The 20,556-nt window shown below is 41.3% G+C and carries 15 protein-coding genes; 11 read left to right on the top strand and 4 right to left on the bottom strand.

What is annotated here, in order from left to right:
* The first annotated feature begins 133 nt into the window (after positions 1-133).
* From KUL10_RS11625 to KUL10_RS11605, 5 genes are all read left to right on the top strand, one after another.
* Positions 134-1,105: an aldo/keto reductase family oxidoreductase gene (locus KUL10_RS11625; protein WP_110429104.1), complete on the top strand. Its 972-nt coding sequence runs from the start codon at positions 134-136 to the stop codon at positions 1,103-1,105.
* Between the two features lie 51 nt (positions 1,106-1,156).
* A complete protein-coding gene (locus KUL10_RS11620) occupies positions 1,157-3,220 on the top strand; it encodes an alpha-amylase family glycosyl hydrolase (protein WP_110429103.1) in 2,064 nt (687 codons plus the stop codon).
* A gap of 182 nt (positions 3,221-3,402) precedes the next feature.
* Positions 3,403-4,755, top strand: coding sequence for a M24 family metallopeptidase (locus KUL10_RS11615; RefSeq protein WP_110429102.1), 1,353 nt, complete (start codon positions 3,403-3,405; stop codon positions 4,753-4,755).
* A gap of 320 nt (positions 4,756-5,075) precedes the next feature.
* A complete protein-coding gene (locus KUL10_RS11610) occupies positions 5,076-5,408 on the top strand; it encodes a hypothetical protein (protein WP_146216781.1) in 333 nt (110 codons plus the stop codon).
* The gene (locus KUL10_RS11605) at positions 5,386-6,585 is read left to right on the top strand and encodes a hypothetical protein (RefSeq protein ID WP_110429100.1); all 1,200 of its coding nucleotides are present in this window, start codon (positions 5,386-5,388) and stop codon (positions 6,583-6,585) included. Before KUL10_RS11610 ends, KUL10_RS11605 begins: the two co-directional genes overlap by 23 nt.
* A 63-nt stretch (positions 6,586-6,648) precedes the next feature.
* On the opposite strand, the gene folE is transcribed toward KUL10_RS11605, so the two are convergent.
* Positions 6,649-7,335 (bottom strand): GTP cyclohydrolase I FolE, encoded by a 687-nt coding sequence (gene folE, locus KUL10_RS11600; protein ID WP_110429099.1) that lies wholly within the window; start codon positions 7,333-7,335, stop codon positions 6,649-6,651.
* 242 nt (positions 7,336-7,577) lie between these two features.
* Here folE and folM point away from each other — a divergent pair, with 242 nt between their 5' ends.
* From folM to KUL10_RS11580, 4 genes are read left to right on the top strand one after another with little or no spacing between them, the layout of a single operon-like run.
* Positions 7,578-8,303 carry a dihydromonapterin reductase gene (gene folM / locus KUL10_RS11595; RefSeq protein WP_110429098.1) on the top strand — a complete coding sequence of 242 codons (726 nt, stop codon included), beginning with the start codon at positions 7,578-7,580 and terminating at the stop codon, positions 8,301-8,303.
* Positions 8,300-10,357 (top strand): TonB-dependent receptor, encoded by a 2,058-nt coding sequence (locus KUL10_RS11590; protein WP_110429097.1) that lies wholly within the window; start codon positions 8,300-8,302, stop codon positions 10,355-10,357. The genes folM and KUL10_RS11590 overlap by 4 nt, the downstream gene beginning before the upstream one ends.
* Complete coding sequence (locus tag KUL10_RS11585) at positions 10,354-11,430, top strand: agmatine deiminase family protein (RefSeq protein ID WP_110429096.1); 1,077 nt, start codon at positions 10,354-10,356, stop codon at positions 11,428-11,430. The genes KUL10_RS11590 and KUL10_RS11585 overlap by 4 nt, the downstream gene beginning before the upstream one ends.
* 33 nt (positions 11,431-11,463) lie before the next feature.
* Entirely contained in the window at positions 11,464-12,354 is an 891-nt protein-coding gene (locus KUL10_RS11580) for a carbon-nitrogen hydrolase (protein ID WP_110429279.1), read from the top strand.
* A gap of 9 nt (positions 12,355-12,363) precedes the next feature.
* Here the strand turns inward: KUL10_RS11580 and pdeM are convergent, their stop codons facing one another.
* Positions 12,364-13,095, bottom strand: coding sequence for a ligase-associated DNA damage response endonuclease PdeM (gene pdeM / locus KUL10_RS11575; RefSeq protein ID WP_110429095.1), 732 nt, complete (start codon positions 13,093-13,095; stop codon positions 12,364-12,366).
* Positions 13,096-13,355: 260 nt separating this feature from the next.
* Between pdeM and KUL10_RS11570 the strand changes: the two genes are divergently transcribed.
* Complete coding sequence (locus KUL10_RS11570; protein ID WP_110429094.1) at positions 13,356-14,186, top strand: PEP-CTERM/exosortase system-associated acyltransferase; 831 nt, start codon at positions 13,356-13,358, stop codon at positions 14,184-14,186.
* Positions 14,187-14,220: 34 nt separating this feature from the next.
* Here KUL10_RS11570 and KUL10_RS11565 read toward each other — a convergent pair whose 3' ends face one another.
* Entirely contained in the window at positions 14,221-15,804 is a 1,584-nt protein-coding gene (locus KUL10_RS11565) for a methyl-accepting chemotaxis protein (protein WP_110429093.1), read from the bottom strand.
* Positions 15,805-15,903: 99 nt separating this feature from the next.
* Here KUL10_RS11565 and KUL10_RS11560 point away from each other — a divergent pair, with 99 nt between their 5' ends.
* Positions 15,904-17,133, top strand: a complete 1,230-nt coding sequence (locus KUL10_RS11560) for an ABC transporter substrate-binding protein (protein WP_233499797.1) — start codon at positions 15,904-15,906, stop codon at positions 17,131-17,133.
* A gap of 19 nt (positions 17,134-17,152) precedes the next feature.
* Here the strand turns inward: KUL10_RS11560 and KUL10_RS11555 are convergent, their stop codons facing one another.
* Positions 17,153-20,413, bottom strand: a complete 3,261-nt coding sequence (locus KUL10_RS11555) for a S41 family peptidase (protein ID WP_110429092.1) — start codon at positions 20,411-20,413, stop codon at positions 17,153-17,155.
* Positions 20,414-20,556: the final 143 nt, after the last annotated feature.

The following is a 20,556-nucleotide window of genomic DNA, read 5'->3' as shown; positions in this document are numbered from 1 at the left end:
CCCTTTGTGTACTTTCGCATACGTATTCATGCGACTATTGTAGTACATTCCTGTTACATTTATTTAACGAGCACCCTAGTTGTACCTAATAGAGTTTGAACGGTAGCAAAAATAGGGATTTAAGGAAGGTTTAATGTCAGATTTAGCAATTAATGAGTATTTCCCAGAAAGCAGCCAGCTTGTATATGGCTGTATGGGCCTTGGCGGCGGGTGGAATCCAAACGGATACGAAGCAAAAGACGTTAAGCAAGCACAAGAAATCATAGAGACATGTCTAGCAAAGGGGATCAATACGTTTGACCTTGCTGACATTTATACGTTTGGCAAAGCTGAATCGGTTGTTGGCGAAGTATTAAAACAACAACCATCATTACGTAACAAGATGATTATTCAATCTAAGGTCGGGATTAAACTTACCCCTACCCATGACGTCAAATCATATGATTTATCGCCTGTTTGGATAAAGTCTGCATTAGAAGCAAGCCTTAAGCGTCTTCAAGTTGAACAGCTAGATGTACTGTTTTTGCACAGACCAGACCCATTAATGGATTTAGACGACACGGCAGAGATGCTTACAAACTTGCAAAAGCAAGGCAAGTTTAAACACCTCGCGGTTTCGAATATGCATGCAGCGCAAATTGCTTGGATTCAGTCAGCAATCGATTTTCCAATTATTGCGAATCAAATCGAAATGAGTCTTGCACATGCCGATTTTGTAGAAGAGAGCATTACTACAAATATGAAGGAAGGCTGTAATAGTGGTTTCCCGAGAGGCACACTTGAGTTTTGCGAGCAGCAAAGTGTCCAGCTTCAAGCTTGGGGCTGTCTGGCACAAGGTATGTATAGCGGTAATCTCCCTGACAATCCGAGTCAGGCCCAATTAGCAACCGAAAAACTGCTCAAACAGATGAGTAATCGCTACTCAAGTAATCCAAATGCAATATTGCTTTCTTGGTTAATGAAACATCCGATTGGTATACAGCCGGTAATTGGTTCGACGAACATTGATAGAATCATACAATGCACACACGCAAATAAGGTGGAGCTTAGTCGAGAAGACTGGTATCTGCTATTTGAAACTGCGCGTGGGCAAGAAGTGCCATAGCTTTAAATAATAGGCATAGAACAAAGGTATTAAAACCTAGGAGACCCAAACATGACATTACGAATCAAAACGCTCGCTGCATTGGTCGCAAGTGCAAGTCTCGCACTGATGGCTTGTAGTCCGGCTAGCACAACTACTGAAGATAAAAGCGCAGTCACTTTACCCACGGTCAGCAATTATTTGACCCGCGATATCCAAGAAGATGTGTTTTATTTCGTAATGCCTGATCGCTTTCACAATGCTGATTCTAGCAATGACAACGGCGATCCAGTAAGAAAGATTTCACAAGGTGGTCTTGATAAAACGTCAAAGTGGGCCTTCCATGGCGGAGACATGCAAGGCGTTGAGGCAAAACTTGACTATATTCAAGGGATGGGAGTGACGGCTATTTGGATGACTCCATTACTCCGCAACCGAGCTATTCAAAACGATGGTTTTGGCCATCACGGTTACTGGGTAATCGATTTCACTGAAATAGACCCACATTTTGGTACGAATGAAGATTTAAAAAGCTTGATTAACGCTGCACATGAGCGCGGCATTAAAGTGTTTTTTGATATCATTACTAATCACACTGCAGACGTCATAAAATATAAAGAGTGCCATAAACCAGATGGCACATACCTCAATGAAGAGCAGAATGGGTGCCAATATAAAACCCGAGAGCAAGTCGCAACAGGTGATAGCTATACACTATTTGTAATGGACGGTGAAAGCGACGTCAAAACACCCGCTTGGTTAAATGATCCTCAATATTACAATAATCAAGGCGACAGTTTTTGGGAAGGAGAAAGCGCTGTTTACGGCGACTTTGCAGGCTTAGATGACATAGACACAAGACAAGCTTTTGTTGTTGAGGGCATGACAGATATTTTTAAAAACCTCATTTCTGAATTTAAACCAGACGGCTTTAGAATAGATACAGTCAAACACGTTGATTTAAGCTTCTGGCAGCAATTCGGTCCTGCCATTGTTTCACACGCGCAAGATATTGGTATTCCAAAGTTTCATATCTTTGGCGAAGTTTATGACGGTAACCCAGCAGGCCTAAGTAAATACACGACAGCAGGTATGCTTCCTTCAGTACTTGATTTTGGTTTCCATTTCAATATTAAAGACGCTCTGTATTTTGGCCAAGACATAAATAGAATAGGTCACCTATTTGACAATGATGACTACTACCGTGATCACGATTCTGGTCCTGACATTTTACTCAATTTTTTGGGTAACCACGACGCAGGGCGCGTCGGCCACTTCATCCAAAAAGGCATGCCCAACGAGGATGCGGCAACCCACCTTCAGCGCAGTATATTGTCACATGCTTATATGTATTTTTCTCGCGGAGTTCCCGTTGTCTATTACGGTGATGAACAAGGCTTCAGTGGGGACGGTGGAGATGTAGATGCGCGTGAAAATATGGACCCTTCACTTGTTGACTCATACAACGATAATACACTATTAGGCACCTCAAAAACGACCGCCGACGATAACTTTGATACCTCTCATCCGATATATCAAGCCTTGGCAGAGCTTTCAAACGTTAGACAATCACATAAAGCATTGATGCGTGGTATCCATCAAAACCGATTAGTTGATGATGCCAACCGATTGAACGCATTTAGTCGAGTAGACGAGGTAGAGCAAGTTGAGTACCTCGTACTTTCAAACATGGGAACCGAACCGAAGACCCTAACACTTGAAGTAGATGCATCAGATTATGAGGTACTTTATCAGTACGCGACTTCAAGTGAGATTGAAGTCATCGAAGGCAAACTAACAACTGAGCTTGCCCCCTTGTCCATAAAATTACTAAAAGCTTCAGAAAAAGCAAAAATGGCTGAAATAGCATCGGTTCAGTTGAAAGAGACTTATGTTGAAAACGACCGTATTTTTATCCCTGCTGAGATCTTATTTAAAGGTGATACCAAGCTAAACCTTGCTCGTGTTGCATTTTTTGCAGTTGATGAGAATGGAGAAGAAAGCCTAATCTCAGAAGATACTACCTTCCCCTACCGCGCAGTAGTCATGCCTGAGCGGCTAGCAAACGTAAAGACTATCAAGGTGATCGCAAGCAATATGATGGGTAAAAGTGTTGAAGGTAGTTTAGCGTTATAGCGATTATTTATGTACCAGTTTCCTTGCTTCTTTGTGTAGTAGTGTTCCCTACTGAACAAATGTAGCGCCCCAAAGCAGGTCAATTTGTGTGTTATTGACCTGCTTTTTTTATTTTCATTGATTTCATCTCGCGTCACTGTATAAATAGTGAATAAGGTCATTATCAATGGAAAATCAAAGAAATGCTTTCAAGAATACTCTTAAAAATAAGCGTTTTTTCTTTACTCACTTATTACTGCAATTTGGTTAGCGCAGAGACTGATTCTCCCTTTGAACAGATTAAGGGGATGAAAGAGAGATCTGAACTTATTGATAAAATGCTGGAAGACAAACTACAAAACACCTTGCCAAATTTGATGCGCCGCGAGGGTATTGATATGTGGGTTTTAATTTCTCGTGAATACAATGAAGATCCAGTATTAAAAACCATGCTCCCTTCTACATGGTTATCAGCACGGCGACGCACTATACTCGTTATTCACGATCAGGGGGAAGGCAAACCTCTCGCAAGATATGCAGTAGCAAGGTATCAAGTCGATACACTTTTTAAGAAAGCGTGGGACAAAGAAACTCAACCTAGTCAGTGGCAACGCCTTATTGAATTAATCGCTGATAAAAACCCTGCAACAATCGCTATTAATAAATCAGAACACTTCGCCTTGGCTGATGGCATGACTGCAACCGAATACTTAGCATTTACCGAAAAGCTTCCTAAGGCGTTTAAGAAAAAGTTGGTCAGTTCTGAGAAGCTGGCACTCGCTTGGTTAGAAACAAGGACTGAATTAGAGATGCAGGTCTTTCCAGATCTAATGAAAATTGGTCATGAAATAATTCGTCAAGCTTATACATCAGGGTTTATCCAAGTAGGCTCAACTACAACTGATGATATTGTCTGGTGGTTACGTGATAAAACACGCTCGTTAGGCTTAGTCAATTGGTTCCACCCTAGCGTTTCAATTCAACGTGCAAATCCAGAGAAATTTAATCATTTAGAGGCATTTAGTAAACGAGCAGAATCGCAAATCATCCAAAGAGGTGACTTGTTGCACATGGATTTTGGTATTACTTACCTGCGTTTGAACAGCGACCAGCAACAACATGCTTATGTATTGCGCGAAGGTGAAAACGACGCGCCAGTCTATCTCAAAAAAGCCTTAGCAAACGCTAATCGACTTCAAGATATATTCACCGCTCAATTTGCAGTCGGAAAGACCGGAAATGAAATTCTTAAAACTTCTCGCGCATTGGCTATCAAAGAAGGTATCAAACCCTCAATATATACTCACCCACTTGGCTACCATGGTCATGCGGCTGGAACTACACTGGGCATGTGGGATTCGCAAGGAGGTGTTCCAGTGCAAGGCGACTACCCCTTACACAAAAACACAGCCTACTCGATTGAGCTAAACGCCGCGACATTTATTCCAGAGTGGGGAAAAGAAGTCCGTATCATGTTGGAAGAAAATGCTTTTTTTGATGGCGAAGACGTAACGTATATGAATGGCCGTCAAACACAATTTCATCTTGTTGAGTAATAGAAAAGTACAAGCGAAAAAACTCTCACGAAGCCGGTCAGTTCCGCCGGCTCACTTTATAGATCCCATCGATTAAATTTGTATAAAGCTTTCATCGAAGTAGCCGAAACAACATGTACACGGAAATAACAAGATAAAGAGACGTTATTTTGCGCCATCAATTTGCAGCTAACACTGCCCAAACACGGTATGAGATTAGACCTAACAGAAGTATTTATTGCTTCCTCCTTGGGCTCTTACTCTTGTTCACTTGCGCGTTAAGCGCACAAGAAAACTCATCACAATCACTTGTAATAGTCACAAGTAAATCGAACGAATCATTGACACTACAAGATGTAAAACGACTTTACTCGCTCAAACAAAAGTTTTTACCCAATAACAAACGAGCTAAATTAATCATGTTACCGCTTGATGAAGCGACGACACTACAATTTAGTCAAAACTTATATGGCCTATACCCTTACCAGCTTCAACGAATTTGGGATAGAGCCGTCTTTTCAGGACGTGGTAAAGCCCCAACCATAAAAGAGAATACACTCGATATGTTGTCATTTATTGATGAAAACAACGATGCATTAGGTTACATGATTGTTAATGAAGCTCAAAAAACTAGGATGGAGGAAAGCTATCATGTTTTGTCTCTTGCACAATAGTATAAAAAGCCATCTCTTAGTTGCGCTACTCATTACCCCTTTTATTGCAACGGCTGATGCAGACAAACTTTCTCTTTCTGGTTTTGTCGGGATCGGTGGGGTATATGCTACTGACAACAACTTTTTGGGTTCAAACGTAAATGGCAGAACATTAGTAGATGCGGGTATCCAAGCCAGATATTCATTTTCAGACAATGTATCGGTAACGGGTCAAGTAACATATCGAAGACTTGGTGAAATCACGACTGACGCTGAACCTCGTGTTGATTTCGCATCAATAGATATTTATTCACAACTGTTTGGCGAAACACAACTTAGCATCGGACGAATAAAGCCATCAACTGGGCTGTATACAGAGTCTCGAGACCTGCCGATGAGTCGTCCGTCGATAATTATGCCGCAATCTATTTATTCGGACTTTTTCAGAGATTTCCTGATTAGTTTTGACGGTGCAAGGGTATCCGTTAACTATCCTTTGAACTGGGCGACTATCTCGTTTGAAAGTGCAATGGGCAAGACGCAAATAGATCGTAATTTCAATCAAGCTCTTTTAGGTGAAGCGAGCACTGGAGAATGGGAGTCTGACATTGCTAAAACCTTAGATATAAAACTCAGCACCGACTATCTGACGTTTAATGTCTCTAAATTTTGGACCGCTACAGACTATACTCCAGGAGAAGGAAACGCTTTACCAACAGTACTTCCAACACTATTTATTCCCCTGAGCAAAGGTGTATTAGAAATCGATACCACTACTGCGGGCGTACAATATTCAAACGGGAGCACAGAGTTAACATTTGAATACATAACGCGAGATAATGAAATCATTGATTTTGTGCCGAGCACTGAAAGCGTTACAGAGGGTTGGTATTCGCAGATCCGTCAATCTCTCTCTAGGGATTTTACCGTGACAGCGAGATACGAAGTGTTTTATAGAAACAAAAAAAATCGAGAGGGAAGCACGACGCCGCCCTATATTTTTCCCGATTATGCAAATACGGCGCGAACAACTTCGCTTAGTTTAAGTTGGCAAATAAGCCCAAACCTACAAGCGACATCAGAAGTGCACTATATGGAAGGGTCTGGTTGGTTAGCGCCTTACGTTGCTCCGTTTGCAGAATCATTCGAAAAGAAACATTGGATGCTGTTTGCTACACAAGTCACTTATCGGTTTTAGCGTCCCTTCAAAATATAAAAAAGGCCGCTTACCGCGGCCTTTTAAAAATCAATCACTAATTGCTTATAGCGAAAAAAACTCTCTGCGTAAATCCGCGTTTGTATTAAACTGACCGCCTAGTGAAGAGGTTTTTGTATAAGAACTAGAGTCCATCACACCTCTGGCTTTCACGCAATAGTGCGTCGCGTTGATACTCACAGCAACGTCATCTGTGCCTGTTAACGCCTGAATCGCGACCATTACCTGTTGAGTTAAACGCTCTTGAACCTGAGGTCGTTGAGCAAAAAACGCAACGAGACGGTTGAGCTTGGATAAGCCAATAACGGTGCCCTTTGGAATGTAAGACACGCTTGCAGTGCCATCTATCGTCACAAAGTGATGCTCGCACGTGCTAGTTAAACTAATGTCTGATACTTGCACAGGCTGATCTATCTGCATTTTATTTTCAATTTGCGTGATTTTCGGAAAAGAACGGTAATCAAGTCCCGAAAAAATCTCATTCACGTACATTTTAGCGATTCGATTAGGGGTATCTTGCAAACTGTCATCACTTAAATCCAACCCAAGCGTTTGCATAACCTCTGTCATTGCGGCTTTGATACGTTTTCGTTTTTCTTCGTTACTCAGCCCATTATCTATCATGGGCGTTTCTAATCCTTTTGCTTCAAGTGCTCGACGCACTAGCAAAGCCTCCGCAGATATCGCAGGCTCTGCCGCTTCGCGCATAATTATTGCTTCTTTTGCTAGCATAGGTCGTCCATTAAATTATTCATATTAAGCTATACGGCTAATTACCTAATATTGGTTTAACTATTTATGCTTAAAATCTTTTAAGGATTAAATAAGCAAGTACTTTTAAGTACAAAACCGAAGGCCGATGTCATCTTTTTGAGCTAAGTAACGTAAGTATTTCTTTCAAAAACATTTATTACCTATAATAAAGAGTAGCAGAAACAAAAATATACTCTAAAAAATAAAGGACTTTTTCGTTAATGACCTCGCCTATCATTATAACTGGTGCAGCACAACGCCTCGGCTTGGCTATTGCTGAAAACCTACTCGCTCAACATCATGACGTGATTATAACATATAGAAGTGAAAAACCTGCTGTCGAAAAACTAATCTCTAGAGGCGCAGTTGCCATCCAAGCTGATTTTGCAACCAATGAGGGTATTCAGCGTTTTATATCCACGTTAACAAATGATCAAACTTTGGACTTAGCTAATAAAAAAGTCCGCGCGATTATTCATAACGCATCAGATTGGGACCAAGAGTCGGACACAAACGATTACGCATCGCTGTTCACCAAGATGATGCAGGTACATGCAAGTGCTCCATATCAAATAAACATGGCATTAAAAAAACTTTTTGTAGATAAAAAAGTCGGTGCTGACATTATTCATATGACTGATTTTGTGCAAGAAAAAGGCAGTAAGAAGCACATCGCCTATGCCGCTAGCAAAGCAGCTCTGCACAATCTTACACTATCGTTTAGCGCCCTTTTAGCCCCCAATGTCAAAGTAAATAGCCTCGCGCCCGCTCTGGTAATGTTTAATGAATGGGATTCAGTCGAATACAAAGAAAAGGCATTGAAAAAGTCTTTGTTAGAAATTTGTCCAGGTGCCCAAGAGGCTGTAAAAGCAGTGAATTTTTTACTCAATAGCGATTATGTAACAGGTCAAACTATGCATCTAAATGGCGGGAGGCATCTAAAATGAATATGAGAGATAACACATTAGCTTTTGGCATACTATTTTTAGGCTTGGGGCTAGGGGTGGATGCACACTCTAACGAACAGGACATAGAAGTACTTACCATTACCGCTAGTAAAAAGACGCAACAACTCAGTCAGACGCCAGCGAGCTTGAGTATTATTGAAGCACAACTACTAGAAGCAATAAATGCACAACACATTAATCAATTAGTAAGCCAGAGCGCTGGTGCTTGGATTAGCCGTGGCAACGGGCAAGAGCATCTGACCTCGATAAGGTCACCTGTTTTAACCGGTGCGGGAGGATGTGGTGCTTTTTTCATGGCACTAGATTCGATATCACTGCGCGCTCCGGGTTTTTGCAACGCCAATCAATTATTTGACGCGAATACTGAACAGGCATCACAAATAGAGATACTGCGCGGACCTGCTAGCACGCTCTATGGCTCAAATGCATTACATGGTGTCATTAACATTCTGTCGCCCGATTTATACAGGCAAACCTATAATGCTTTTAAACTAGATTTCGGCGCAAATGAGTTTGGGCGAGCAAGTCTAAAAAAGTCATTTGATGTCAATAGTGCACAGCGGAATACCGATGCCCGCTTTGGCGTTTTCACCAATTTTACGACCGAGGGTGGATATCAAAAGCAAAGCGGTTACGACCAACAAAAAGCAACATTGGTTTATCAAATACAGGGACAAACTTGGAACAATAAAACAGTTTTAGATATCGCGAATCTCAACCAAGAGACCGCTGGATTCGTTCAGGGCTTCGAGATTTATAAAGATAAAAACGCTCGTAAGGAAAATCCAAACCCAGAAGCATTTAGGGATGCAAAATCACTGCGGGCTTATTCCAGATTTAGCCGTTCAAGTACCGACTCAACGCTAAGCTTAACGCCTTACGTTCGTTGGAATGAAATGGCATTTTTGCAGCACTTCCTACCGTGGAAAGCACTTGAGGAGAATGCTCATTCAAGTGTTGGTTTGCAAGCTCAATATGAGTTTGAGCAAGCTCATGTAAATTGGACTATTGGAGCAGATATTGACTTAACCGATGCAGAGCTTCAAGAAAGCCAAGCCAATCCTTTTTCACCTTCTATCCCCGCGGGTCAGCATTATGACTACGAAGTTAATGCGAGTACCTTTGCCATGTTCGCCCAAGGCACATGGCAATTCGACAACCTAAGTATCATCGCGGGCGCAAGAGCAGAGCGTGTTGAATATGATTACAACAATAAATTAGCGGATGGAAGCGCTTGTGCCGCAGATGTTGACGTGTGTAGATTTGTTCGCCCAAGCGATCAAGTAGTTGATTTTAGCGCGATATCTCCTTCAGTAACCTTCAACTATGCCTTGGAAAGTGGACAAAACCTTTACGCCAAGATCAACCAAGGGTATCGAGCACCCCAAGCCACAGAACTATTTAGACTTCAAAACAACCAATTAACCACTCAGCTCGACAATGAAACAATGAACGCGCTTGAGTTAGGATGGCAACAACAAACACGCCTCTCGAGTATACGGTTGTCTGCATTTTTACAAACAAAAAAGGACGTGATTTTTCAAGACACCAACAGACAAAACATTATCGGTGGTGAAACATCTCATCAGGGTATTGAATTAGAATGGCGTTATTCACCAAACAAGAAATTCAGTTTGGTAACGAATTACGCCTATGGCGAGCACCAATATGAAAGTGACTTTACGTTTAGCCGAGTCAGTATAAAAGGAAATGAAATCGACACCGCACCCAAACATTTGGCAAACGCTCGCGTTGACTGGGAAATTAACGAGAAAGCTTCATTAAATGCATTTGTCACTTACACTTCTAAGTATTTTTTAAATCCAGAAAATACAGCGCGATACGATGGTCACACCTTATTGGACTTGTCACTAAAGTATCAGCTCTCTCAGCAAATTAAATTACAAGCAAACTTATATAATGTGCTGGATACTGATTATGCAGAACGCGCCGATTTTGGTTTTGGAAATTATCGTTATTTTGTAGGGCAACCTAGAAGGTTGTTTGTTAGTTTAACATGGGATTGGTCATGAAAATCACATCACCCGCATTACAGACAGGCCTTTTGACGCTGCTACCCGAGTGGGCTGAGCAAGAAGCAGTTATTTTGGCATGGCCACATAAAGACACAGATTGGAAAGACAACCTAGATGATGCCAGAGCATGCTATGTGAAGTTGATATATGCTATCAATGATGCTGGTGCTGCCGTTATTCTCTTGTGCCCTTCTGAGGAAGTAGGGTTAGTAAGAAGTGTTGTTTCGATGCAGGCCAAAGTGTTAATTGTAGAAGCAGAATACAACGATACTTGGGCACGCGATTTCACTTTTTTAAGTTGCGAAACAGCAAATGGCAATACACCGGTCAACTTTATCTTTAATGGCTGGGGACAGAAATTTGATGCAGCAAAAGATAACCAAATTAACCAAACGGTGTTGGCTCCTTTATGTCAGCGCACCATGGTGAATATAGACACTGTTTTAGAAGGCGGCGCTATCGAAATAGACCAAAACCAGCATTTATTATCGACAACATCGTGCTTATTGAATCCTCAAAGAAATGGTAAAATGAGCCTCGAAGAGTACCGTAGCTTGTTTGCTAATTTCCTTGGCAGTCAACACGTCACCATTTTTGAAGATGGTCACCTAGAGGGTGACGATACGGATGGACATATCGATACTCTAGTGCGCTTTACCCCATTGCATTCTATAGTAATACAAGGGTGTTTTAATCGTCCTAACGATAATCATTTTGGCGATTTGTTTAAGTTAAAATATGCTTGTGAACAAAGTTTCCCAACCCATCAAATCTTCGAACTCCCGTTACCATATTTGCTCAATGATAAAGGTGAGAGATTGCCCGCGTCGTATGCAAATTTTTTAATTTGTAATCGACATATTCTGTTCCCTGTTTACCAACAGCCAGAGGACCAAGAGGCATTAGAAATCATAGAGAAAGCGTTTCCTAATCATAAAATACAAGCCATTGATTGTTCGACACTGGTTCAACAATATGGCAGTCTGCACTGCGTGACAATGCAGGTGCCTATAGACACCTTAAAAACTGAAGTGATTAACCGTGCGAAACAAGGCGTAAGCGTATTGTAACGCGCGTAACCTTCGTTGAAATGAGATATGCAAATGAGTAATACACTTAAAATTGGTCTCGTCCAACAGTCTGTCGAGAGTAATAACAAACAAACGAATTGGGCGAAAAGCGCGGCACAAGTTCGTAAGCTTGCGTCGAATGGTGCTGAATGTGTTTTGTTGCAAGAATTACATAGCACCTTATACTTTTGCCAAGATGAAAATGTAGACGCATTCGACCTTGCCGAGACTATTCCCGGTGCAGCTACTGAATTCTTCGGCAACTTAGCAGAAGAACTCAACATAGTCTTAGTTACTTCACTTTTCGAAAAGCGGGCAACCGGTCTTTATCACAATACAGCTGTAGTCTTTGATCGCAGTTCTGATATCGCCGGCATGTATCGCAAAATGCATATCCCTGACGATCCAGGCTTTTATGAAAAGTTTTATTTCACTCCGGGTGACATGGGTTTTGAGCCTATTCAGACCAGTATAGGCAAGCTTGGCGTATTGGTTTGCTGGGATCAATGGTATCCAGAAGCTGCCCGCTTAATGGCAATGGCCGGCGCTGAAATTTTATTTTATCCCACTGCAATTGGTTGGGATAAAACAGATTCACAGGAAGAACAAAAAAGGCAACAAGATGCGTGGCAAACAATTCAACGTGCGCATGCTGTTGCTAATTCAGTACCAGTTGTCGTTGCTAACCGAACAGGTTATGAACCATCACCAACAAAGGGCGACCCGGGTATTCAGTTTTGGGGGCATAGCTTCATCGCCGGTCCACAAGGTGAAGTCTTGTCACAAGCGAGTGACGATAAAGAGCAAACTTTATTAGCTGATATAGACATGCAAAGAAGTGAGCATATAAAGCGTATTTGGCCTTATTTTAGAGACAGACGCATTGACGCATACCAAGATATAGTGAAACGCTGGCGCGATTGAGGTTCAAGCTTATACTAAGTAAAGCTTTTCGTTAAACGACAAGAAGCAGGCTTTATTGTCATCGAGTAAGGTTTGAAGTGCGGGATCTTCGCTATCCAAACCACCGGTGTAGGACCCAAAAGCCGGCATCAACAACTTTTTATTGTCTTTTAAGAAACACTTGCCTCGGACACTATGTTTATTCAATTTTCGCCTGGCTTTTGGATGAAAGTGGCCAATAATCTGTGCATTTGCATCGCCTAATTGACTATGTTCTTCTGGCTCGTGAACGAGTAAAAGGTCATCAATCCTTAACGAGGAAACGCGCTCCCCTGCAATTTGCTTTGGTATTTCAGGGTCATGATTTCCTAGTATCCACCACCAATTATCACTTTTACTCACCATTGCATTTAACGCGTCAATGTAATGTTGAGGCATTCGACGCACAGCGTTGACATCGTGCAAACTGTCGCCTAAACAAACAACTCGACGCGGCTGATAAAGCCCTAAGCAGGCTTGCATTCGTCTTATAGTATCTAGCGAATCAAATTGAGGAATAGGGTTAGCAAATTGTCCCAAAAAAGAGGCTTTTTCAAAATGTAAGTCCGAAAAAATTAATAAGTTATGTTTCGGCCAGAATAGTATACCTAACGCATCCAACAACAGCCTGCTTTGCGATAACAGGCAAGGTATCGCATTGTTTTTGACGACTCGTTCACTGATGACGTTTTTTTGTTCGTCACTCAAACTTAAATTTAACATGCTAAAAACACCAAAAGCTTAACAGTTAGCAATTATAAAGCTGAAGATAATGAAGTTAATTTATACCTAAAACCGACAACTGCGCGAAACACATCTTACTCGCCAGAACTTTTAATAACTTACAAAGCAAGGCATTGAGAGAATTCAGAGTACTGAACAATGATAAGTAAATGTATTAATTAAGATAACTATGTTCAATATTATACGCTAACGTCTATCAAACTCTTTGATAATATTCGTGCTCAAGAGAGGATAGATAAATGTTTACGCAAGTCACAGCCAAGTCTGGTTTCATACCAGAGGCTATTCAAAAAGAATTTAAGAACACCGTTGGTAAAATAACCAAAGCCTATCAGGGGTATAATAGACTGAGGGAAGTCGATCGAATCAGTAGACACTTTTCTCAATTTTTTAGACCTGTAATTGGAAGCGGTACCAATTTATTTTTAGCGTCTGCACGCATTCGACATCAGGTCTTTTGTGAAGAGTTATCGATGTTTGATGAAAGTGAGGACGGCCTTGAAACCGATTTTTATGATAGTTACTCACAACACTGTTTGATTCAACATAAATCCTCAAAGAACTATGCAGGTGCATTGCGCTTGGTGACGCCTGAAGATAAATCGCAAATTTTACCGATTTGTAAAATCGCATCCCGCTATATTACTGACTTGAGATTACATCCCGAACGCTTTGAGCCCGAACAGACCTTAGAAGTCTCTCGCGTTTCAATTCCAAAGCACTTTAGGCGTCGGCAGGATGATCAGCATGCATCAGCTGCAATTGGTGGCATTGATACATCTACGTATAGCGAAACGGAACTGCGTTGCTTCCCACTAATTTCTGTTGGTTTATATATGGCTTCTGCTGCCTACTCTAGCCATTCCAATCGAAAACATGTGTATTTCATGGCCGATCCTAAAGTCGCTAAAAGTATGAGGCATATCGGCATTCGTTTCGAACAAATTGGCGATGAATTTGAGTATGCCGGTACACGTGCCCCTTTTTATATGCACTATGACGATTTCGTTTCTGGTTTAAAACCATCGTTTAAATCAATGTTAGAAACCTTCAAAAAGACCTACGGGTGAGTATGTACAGAAGACTCTGTGAAAGCGCAAAAGACTAGTCTCCAAAAAACATAATATCGTCGTCTTCGTCTTTCGATTTTTGCTCGTCCTCAGGTTTTTCAACTTTAAACTTCTCAATTATTTTTGAAACAGATTCACTCATAATAATGACATATGCATTTATTGAAGCGTTTTCTTCAGCGATCGAGAGCGTTTGTTGGTTGCTTGAGAGAATATCCGACACACTAGTGCTGATTTGGTCAAGGCTATTTTTTTGCACATCAACATCGTTTGCAATTGCCCTAGACCCTTCTAAATTTTGTGCAATTGCCGTTTCGATTTGCATAAAGGTGCTTTCAGCTTTATCAACTGATTCTACGTTCCTTTCTACCAGGCTTAGACCGTGCTTCATTACGTCAAGTGTGGCGGCAGATTGAGATTGAAGTTCTTCAATTATTTCTGTTATCTGACCCGTTGAGTCCTGCGTTCGTTGAGCCAAGGTTCTCACTTCATCGGCTACGACAGCAAAACCTCTTCCTTGCTCGCCAGCTCTCGCGGCTTCAATCGCAGCATTTAGGGCAAGTAAATTAGTTTGTTCTGCTATTTCTCGAATGACTTGAATCACGCTGCTGATAGATTGTGAGTGCTCTGCAAGTGCTGCTGTTTTTGTTGTTGATTCCTGAATACTTATCTCGAGCGAGCGTATCATTTTTGCCGCTTCGTTGACCGTTCCAACGCCATCTTGTGCAAGTTTGGTCGTTTGTTTGGTAAATTCAGCTGAAGCACTTGCTTGTTTAGCGACGTCTTGAGAGGTATTAACTAATTCGGATATTGCTTGCTGAATATCATTTACCTTGGCATTAAGTGTATTTACTTGGCTATTTAACTGACTTACGTTGTCTTGACTGTCGTGAGTAGTTTTATCTAGCTGAACAGAGACTTCTATCACTTCTTGGACAATACTGTGAACATGACTAATAAAATCATTTATATTGTCAGCTAGATCACCCAGTTCATCATCACTTTGATATTCTACTCTTTTGGTAAGATCACCATCACCATCTGCAATTTCTTTAACCCTAGTATTGATTGTGCCAATTGGTGTAACGACTAGTTTATTACTCATTGCACTTATGACAGCAACGAGACACAAGGTTAAAAGCACAAGCTGGAGCGCACCGTTAAAAATAGATCGATAAAGTGCATCAGTAATGCTAGCGTCATCAAACACAAGTCTAACGCTACCAGTATCTAACGATTCTCCTTGCGCAATAAAATAAATCGTCTTGTCGGTTTTATAAAAAGCATCTTGTTCAAAAACACCCGATTGTGATGTGTTTTTCTGATCATTCCAGTGCAGATCAAACAAGCGTTCATTCTGAGTATTAAATACAGTAACACCGACTAAGCCATTGGTACCTAGCTCAGCTGCCGATATTTTTTTGGATGCCTCGATATCGTAGTTCCATAATGCTGACGCAAGTGTCACCCCAATGCGGGTTGACGTACTTTGAATATTCGTCTTAAGTTCGGCTCTCATTTTACTTTGGTTCACAATCACACTGCCAATCGTGTAGATGACAATAATGACGGCAACAGCAACAGAAATCGCAATCCCAAGTTTTTTTCGTAAATTCATTCCTAAACCCTTTGCTCGCTCAGTCGATAATTTTTATGGGCAATTCTTTTTCATTAGCTATTTTTTCATTAGCTATATAGCGGCATAGGACTGAATAAATTGAATCAAGTTTTTACGTTTGCGTTCATTTTCATATTTTTGACGAGTAGTGTGCAATCGCGTGCTACAGAGACTATCGAAATCGGCATTTTAACCTCCGCTTCGATACAAAAGCAGATTTACTTAAAACACGCCCAAAGGTTTATGGCTCAGAATCCAGAGATCACATTGGAGCTAATTTTTAAGCCTGACGCTGAATACAAAGAAGACTTTTCAAAGTGGCTTAATCAAGGAAAAGGCCCTGATATTTTAAGTTGGCAAGCAGGCACGAGATTGACGAGCTTGATTGAAAAAGGACAAATTAGTGATTTAAGTGAATTTTATCAATCACATAGCCTTAGGAGCGATTTTAGTGAAAGTGCTCTAGGGGCTTCTTCCTATAATAGCAAGCTATACGCGATACCCATTTCGTATTATCACTGGGGTTTCTTCTATCGAGAGTCGGTTTTTGAAGCACTTTCACTCTCGCCGCCTAGTTCTTGGGAGGAATTTAAACACGTATGCAAAACGCTAAAAGAAAACGGAATAATACCAATTACTGTTGGCGCAAAATACCACTGGCCAGTTGCCGCTTGGTTTGACTACTTAAACCTCAGACTAAATGGTTTTGAATTTCACATTGCTCTGCTTGATGGACAGTATAGTTTTAGAGACCCTCGTGTAATTGAAGTGTTTAAAAAGTGGAAAGAGCTTTTAGACGAAGGCTACTTTTTAGAGCAATACGATCTTTGGACCTGGCTTGAGGCAATGCCATATTTGTACCACAGGAAAGCGGGAATGACATTAATCGGAAACTTTTTTGCGGGTTCTATGCCACCTGCGTTAATTGATGATTTCAAATTTTTCAGGTTTCCAATCATCGATAAAAGAGTTGAATTATATGAAGAGGCTCCCCTTGATTTATTAGTGGTCCCCTATTACACCAAGGTTGATAAAAACATCGAAAAAGTATTGAAAATGTTTGCAGGTGTTGAATTCCAACAAGCCTTTAATAAGGCATCAGCAATGATTTCTCCTAACATTAAAACTGCGGACAACCCTGATTATTTTATTACTAAAGGCCAAGAAACACTGAGTGAAGCAAAAGCAGTGTCACAGTTTTTCGACCGTGACACTAAGGATGAATTTGCAGCATCAGCCACTCAAATTTTAAGTGACTTTGTCAAAGATGCGAACATAGACAACACAATAAATGCGCTAGAAAATGCTCGCGTAAAGCATCTTAAATAATAATCAGTGTCAGGCCCTGCTACAAGTCACCTAAAAGCACTTCAACCGCTTTTTGTAATTGCGGATCAATCCCTTTAGCTTTGTACGCAGGAGGATTAAACACTTCGATATCAGGTTTTGCCGGCGTAAAATCCATGTTTTCACCCGATTCTTTGACCCACCAACCTCTGAACGGCATTCGGACCAAAGAGCCATCAACCAAGCGATAACCGCCAGTACTGATAACTGCGCCAAATGTTGGACGACCAACCAGTTTACCAATGCCAAGCGCCTTGTAAGCGTGTGAAAATATCTCAGCATTTGAATAGCTGTTTTCGTTACTCATAGCGATGGAGGGCTTTGTCCATGCTGATAAAGGCAACCTTTCGGAATACGGGTACGTATCTTTAAAGTTTTGGTGCTCTTTACTCAAATCTTTAGCTGCCCCTCTCGGTATAGTGTAAGCGTGTTGTTTGACATTGAGCACGGCCATCAGATAATCCGTTGTCCAGCCCCCCCCGTTATATCGAACATCAATAACAATCCCATCTTTACCGTATCCAGCGGCCATCAATTCTCGCTCAAAACGCTCAAAGCTTGTCCAGTTCATCCCCCGTATATGCAGGTATCCCAACCTGCCATCAGAGAACTGTTCGGTTAAACGTCTACGCTCTTCTACCCAAGCGTCATACCGCTGTGCGCTCAGACTAGTTGTCGGCCAGATGACTAGCTCTTCATCAACTTGTCCAGATTTAACGTTCAACAAAACTGGCGTGTTAGCCTGGTTCATCAAGGTCGCATAAAAATTGGTGTGAACGTCGTTACGTCCTTTTTTACTGATATGTTGTTGGTTAACAGCAGTAATGATGTCACCGACATTAAGTTTACTTTCTTCTTTATCCGCCGGACTATTGGGAAGTACTGACGTTACTTCAAAACCTTGTTCAGTATGCTTGCCTTCTATCCCTAACAATCCTGTCGTTTGCTTTTGTGTTTGCTTGGGGTTTTCACCTCTAAACAAGCCCATATGGCTCGCATTAAGTTGCCCTAGCATTAAATTAAAAATGTACTGAAAGTCTTCTTTAGTAGAAGCTTTTAATGCAATAGGTCGATACTTCTCTCGCAACTCATCCCAGTCTTTGCCATGAAAATTCGGATCATAAAAACCAGCGTCTAAAGCTCGCCATGCGTCATCGAAAATCTGAGCAAGCTCATTTTGATAGTCAATCTTCATCTGAGAATTAACCGACAGTGTTTCTGATTTATCACCTTTTGTTTTAATTCGAACAATTTTTCCGCCCTTGGTTAAGGCGTAAAGGTGCTTTCCTTTATCGGCTAGAACCAAATCACTCGCTTGCGAATCACCTTTTAAGATGGTCTTTTTATCTTCACCATCCCACTTTATTTTGTAAAGCGAACGGTCGATTTTGAAATTTTGGCGACCACTTCCGCCTATACTGTAATAAATGTGTTCGCCTTCTTGATCAAATGCTAATTCGGTCTCGTTACCCGGAAAGCGTGTTACTTGTTCAAGACGTTTGTATAAACCTTCAAAATCTATTTTAATCTTAGCAACTTCTTTGTCTTTGTCTTTGTCTTTGTCTTTGTCTTTGTCTTCGCCATTTTCATCGCTATCAGTTTTTTTGTCTTTAGTTGCTTTTTTTGCATTCGTTTTTTCATCCATGAATTCATCGCGTTTCCACTGCTCTTTAGAACGTTGCCAGTCTTCTTTATTCAACCACGCAAACCAAATATCAAAATCTCCATTGTTGCGCATTGAACTGAAGCCAAGCTTGCTACCGTCTGGACTCCATACCGGATTGATATCATATTTTGGATGCATGCTTACATTGACCGGCTGACGGCTATTGTCTGCCGCATGAATATATATTTCTTCATTGAAGTTAAGGTCGCTCAAAGAATAGGCTAACCATTGACTATCAGGAGACCAGGCCACGCCACCAGGTGTATCCCAGCCCTCAAGCAGTGTTATCTGGTTGGTGATAGTCGCATTTTCATCGATTTCAGCGGTGACTAAACCACCTCTCCCCACTAAGTATGCGATACGCTTTCCACTTGGTGATACAACCGGTTGTGTTTCTTCTGCTTCCGTGTTCGTTAGCGCTTTGGACTGATGCTTCAAACTCAAAAAGAGATTGCTTTGCTTGTCATCGGCCGAAGTCACCTTATACAAATCATTTTGACCGGCCTTATCTGATACATAAATTAAGGTATCGTCATTTAACCAAGTAACATCTCTGTCTCTTGCCGCACCTTGGGTCAGTCTAACGCTTCGTTTGTCTTCTTTGTCATTGCGAGTTACATAGATGTCGCCTCTTAACACGTAAGCGGACAACTTTCCATTCGGCGAAACTGCAAACTCGTCAACATCATTGGTTTTGCTTTTCGCTACCTGCGGGTCGAACCTGAAATCACTTTGAACATCTATTTTCAGGGTGGTTTTGCGTTTTTTACGCACATCTAACTTCAATATTTTGTCGCCAGCTTGGTACACAACAAAACTGCCATCGGCATTTGTACTAAAGTGATTAACCCCAAATTCTTCTTCGGTCGTGAGTTGTTTGGTGGTGCCATCTAGTTTCATTGAAAACACATTGTATTTTCCCGCTCTAGGCGAAACGAAGTACAACTCATCGTTACTCACCCATTTGGGCATTATGTCTGCACCAGCATGACCGGTTAGTTGGGTATAGGTGTCTTCCTGTGTATCATAGATCCAGATATTTCTATTTGCAGGACCTCTATAGTCTTCGCGTGATACTCGTGCGGTGCTCCTCACAAATGCTACTTTGCGTCCATTGGGAGAAATATTGGCTTCAAATCCTAGTGCATCCATGTAACGCGCTTCAGTAACACCACCATTAGCATCAACACTATGAATTTCGGCTTCGCGTTCTACCTGAGCGTAAATTCTTCGAGTATTGAATAAGACCTGATTGTCTGGACCGATGTCAGATACATTGTCACTAGCTGAGTGATACGTTAAGCGTGTCGGTCTGCCACCAGACTTGGGCATGATAAAAACATCATTATTGCCAAAACGATCACTATTGAACGCGATAAAGTCTCCTTCTGGACTCCATATCGGATCACTCTCGTAGCCTTCATGTATCGTCAAGCGATCGGCTCTTCCACCATTTGCATCAGCGACCCAAATATCGCCCTGATAGGTAAATGCAATTTGCTTTGCGTCGGGAGATATTTCGGGTTGCAAAATTAAAGCTTGAGCTAACAATGAGCCAGAAAAAAGCATCATTGAAAGTACCGTAATATACTTCATGTTGTCGTCCTGTTTATTATTCGAATTATTTTATTCGATTTATTGAGTTATTAGGTTGGAAGTGCTTTAGCCGACCATGATAAATCTTTTCATAAGTCATTTTATAGTCATATCTGAGTGATTTGGTTTGATAGTTTATTTGG

Source organism: Glaciecola sp. KUL10 (genome assembly GCF_003203515.1).
Taxonomy (GTDB): domain Bacteria; phylum Pseudomonadota; class Gammaproteobacteria; order Enterobacterales; family Alteromonadaceae; genus Glaciecola.
This window is presented reverse-complemented; position numbering and strand designations above follow the sequence as displayed.

Bases quoted from the DNA above. Each gene is read 5' to 3' on its own strand.
- pdeM (WP_110429095.1), bottom strand. From the start codon at position 13,095: ATGTTAAATTTAAGTTTGAGTGACGAACAAAAAAACGTCATCAGTGAA.
- KUL10_RS11590 (WP_110429097.1), top strand. From the start codon at position 8,300: ATGAATATGAGAGATAACACATTAGCTTTTGGCATACTATTTTTAGGC.
- KUL10_RS11580 (WP_110429279.1), top strand. From the start codon at position 11,464: ATGAGTAATACACTTAAAATTGGTCTCGTCCAACAGTCTGTCGAGAGT.
- KUL10_RS11620 (WP_110429103.1), top strand. From the start codon at position 1,157: ATGACATTACGAATCAAAACGCTCGCTGCATTGGTCGCAAGTGCAAGT.
- KUL10_RS11605 (WP_110429100.1), top strand. From the start codon at position 5,386: ATGTTTTGTCTCTTGCACAATAGTATAAAAAGCCATCTCTTAGTTGCG.
- KUL10_RS11585 (WP_110429096.1), top strand. From the start codon at position 10,354: ATGAAAATCACATCACCCGCATTACAGACAGGCCTTTTGACGCTGCTA.
- KUL10_RS11615 (WP_110429102.1), top strand. From the start codon at position 3,403: ATGCTTTCAAGAATACTCTTAAAAATAAGCGTTTTTTCTTTACTCACT.
- KUL10_RS11625 (WP_110429104.1), top strand. From the start codon at position 134: ATGTCAGATTTAGCAATTAATGAGTATTTCCCAGAAAGCAGCCAGCTT.
- folE (WP_110429099.1), bottom strand. From the start codon at position 7,335: ATGCTAGCAAAAGAAGCAATAATTATGCGCGAAGCGGCAGAGCCTGCG.
- folM (WP_110429098.1), top strand. From the start codon at position 7,578: ATGACCTCGCCTATCATTATAACTGGTGCAGCACAACGCCTCGGCTTG.
- KUL10_RS11570 (WP_110429094.1), top strand. From the start codon at position 13,356: ATGTTTACGCAAGTCACAGCCAAGTCTGGTTTCATACCAGAGGCTATT.
- KUL10_RS11555 (WP_110429092.1), bottom strand. From the start codon at position 20,413: ATGAAGTATATTACGGTACTTTCAATGATGCTTTTTTCTGGCTCATTG.
- KUL10_RS11565 (WP_110429093.1), bottom strand. From the start codon at position 15,804: ATGAATTTACGAAAAAAACTTGGGATTGCGATTTCTGTTGCTGTTGCC.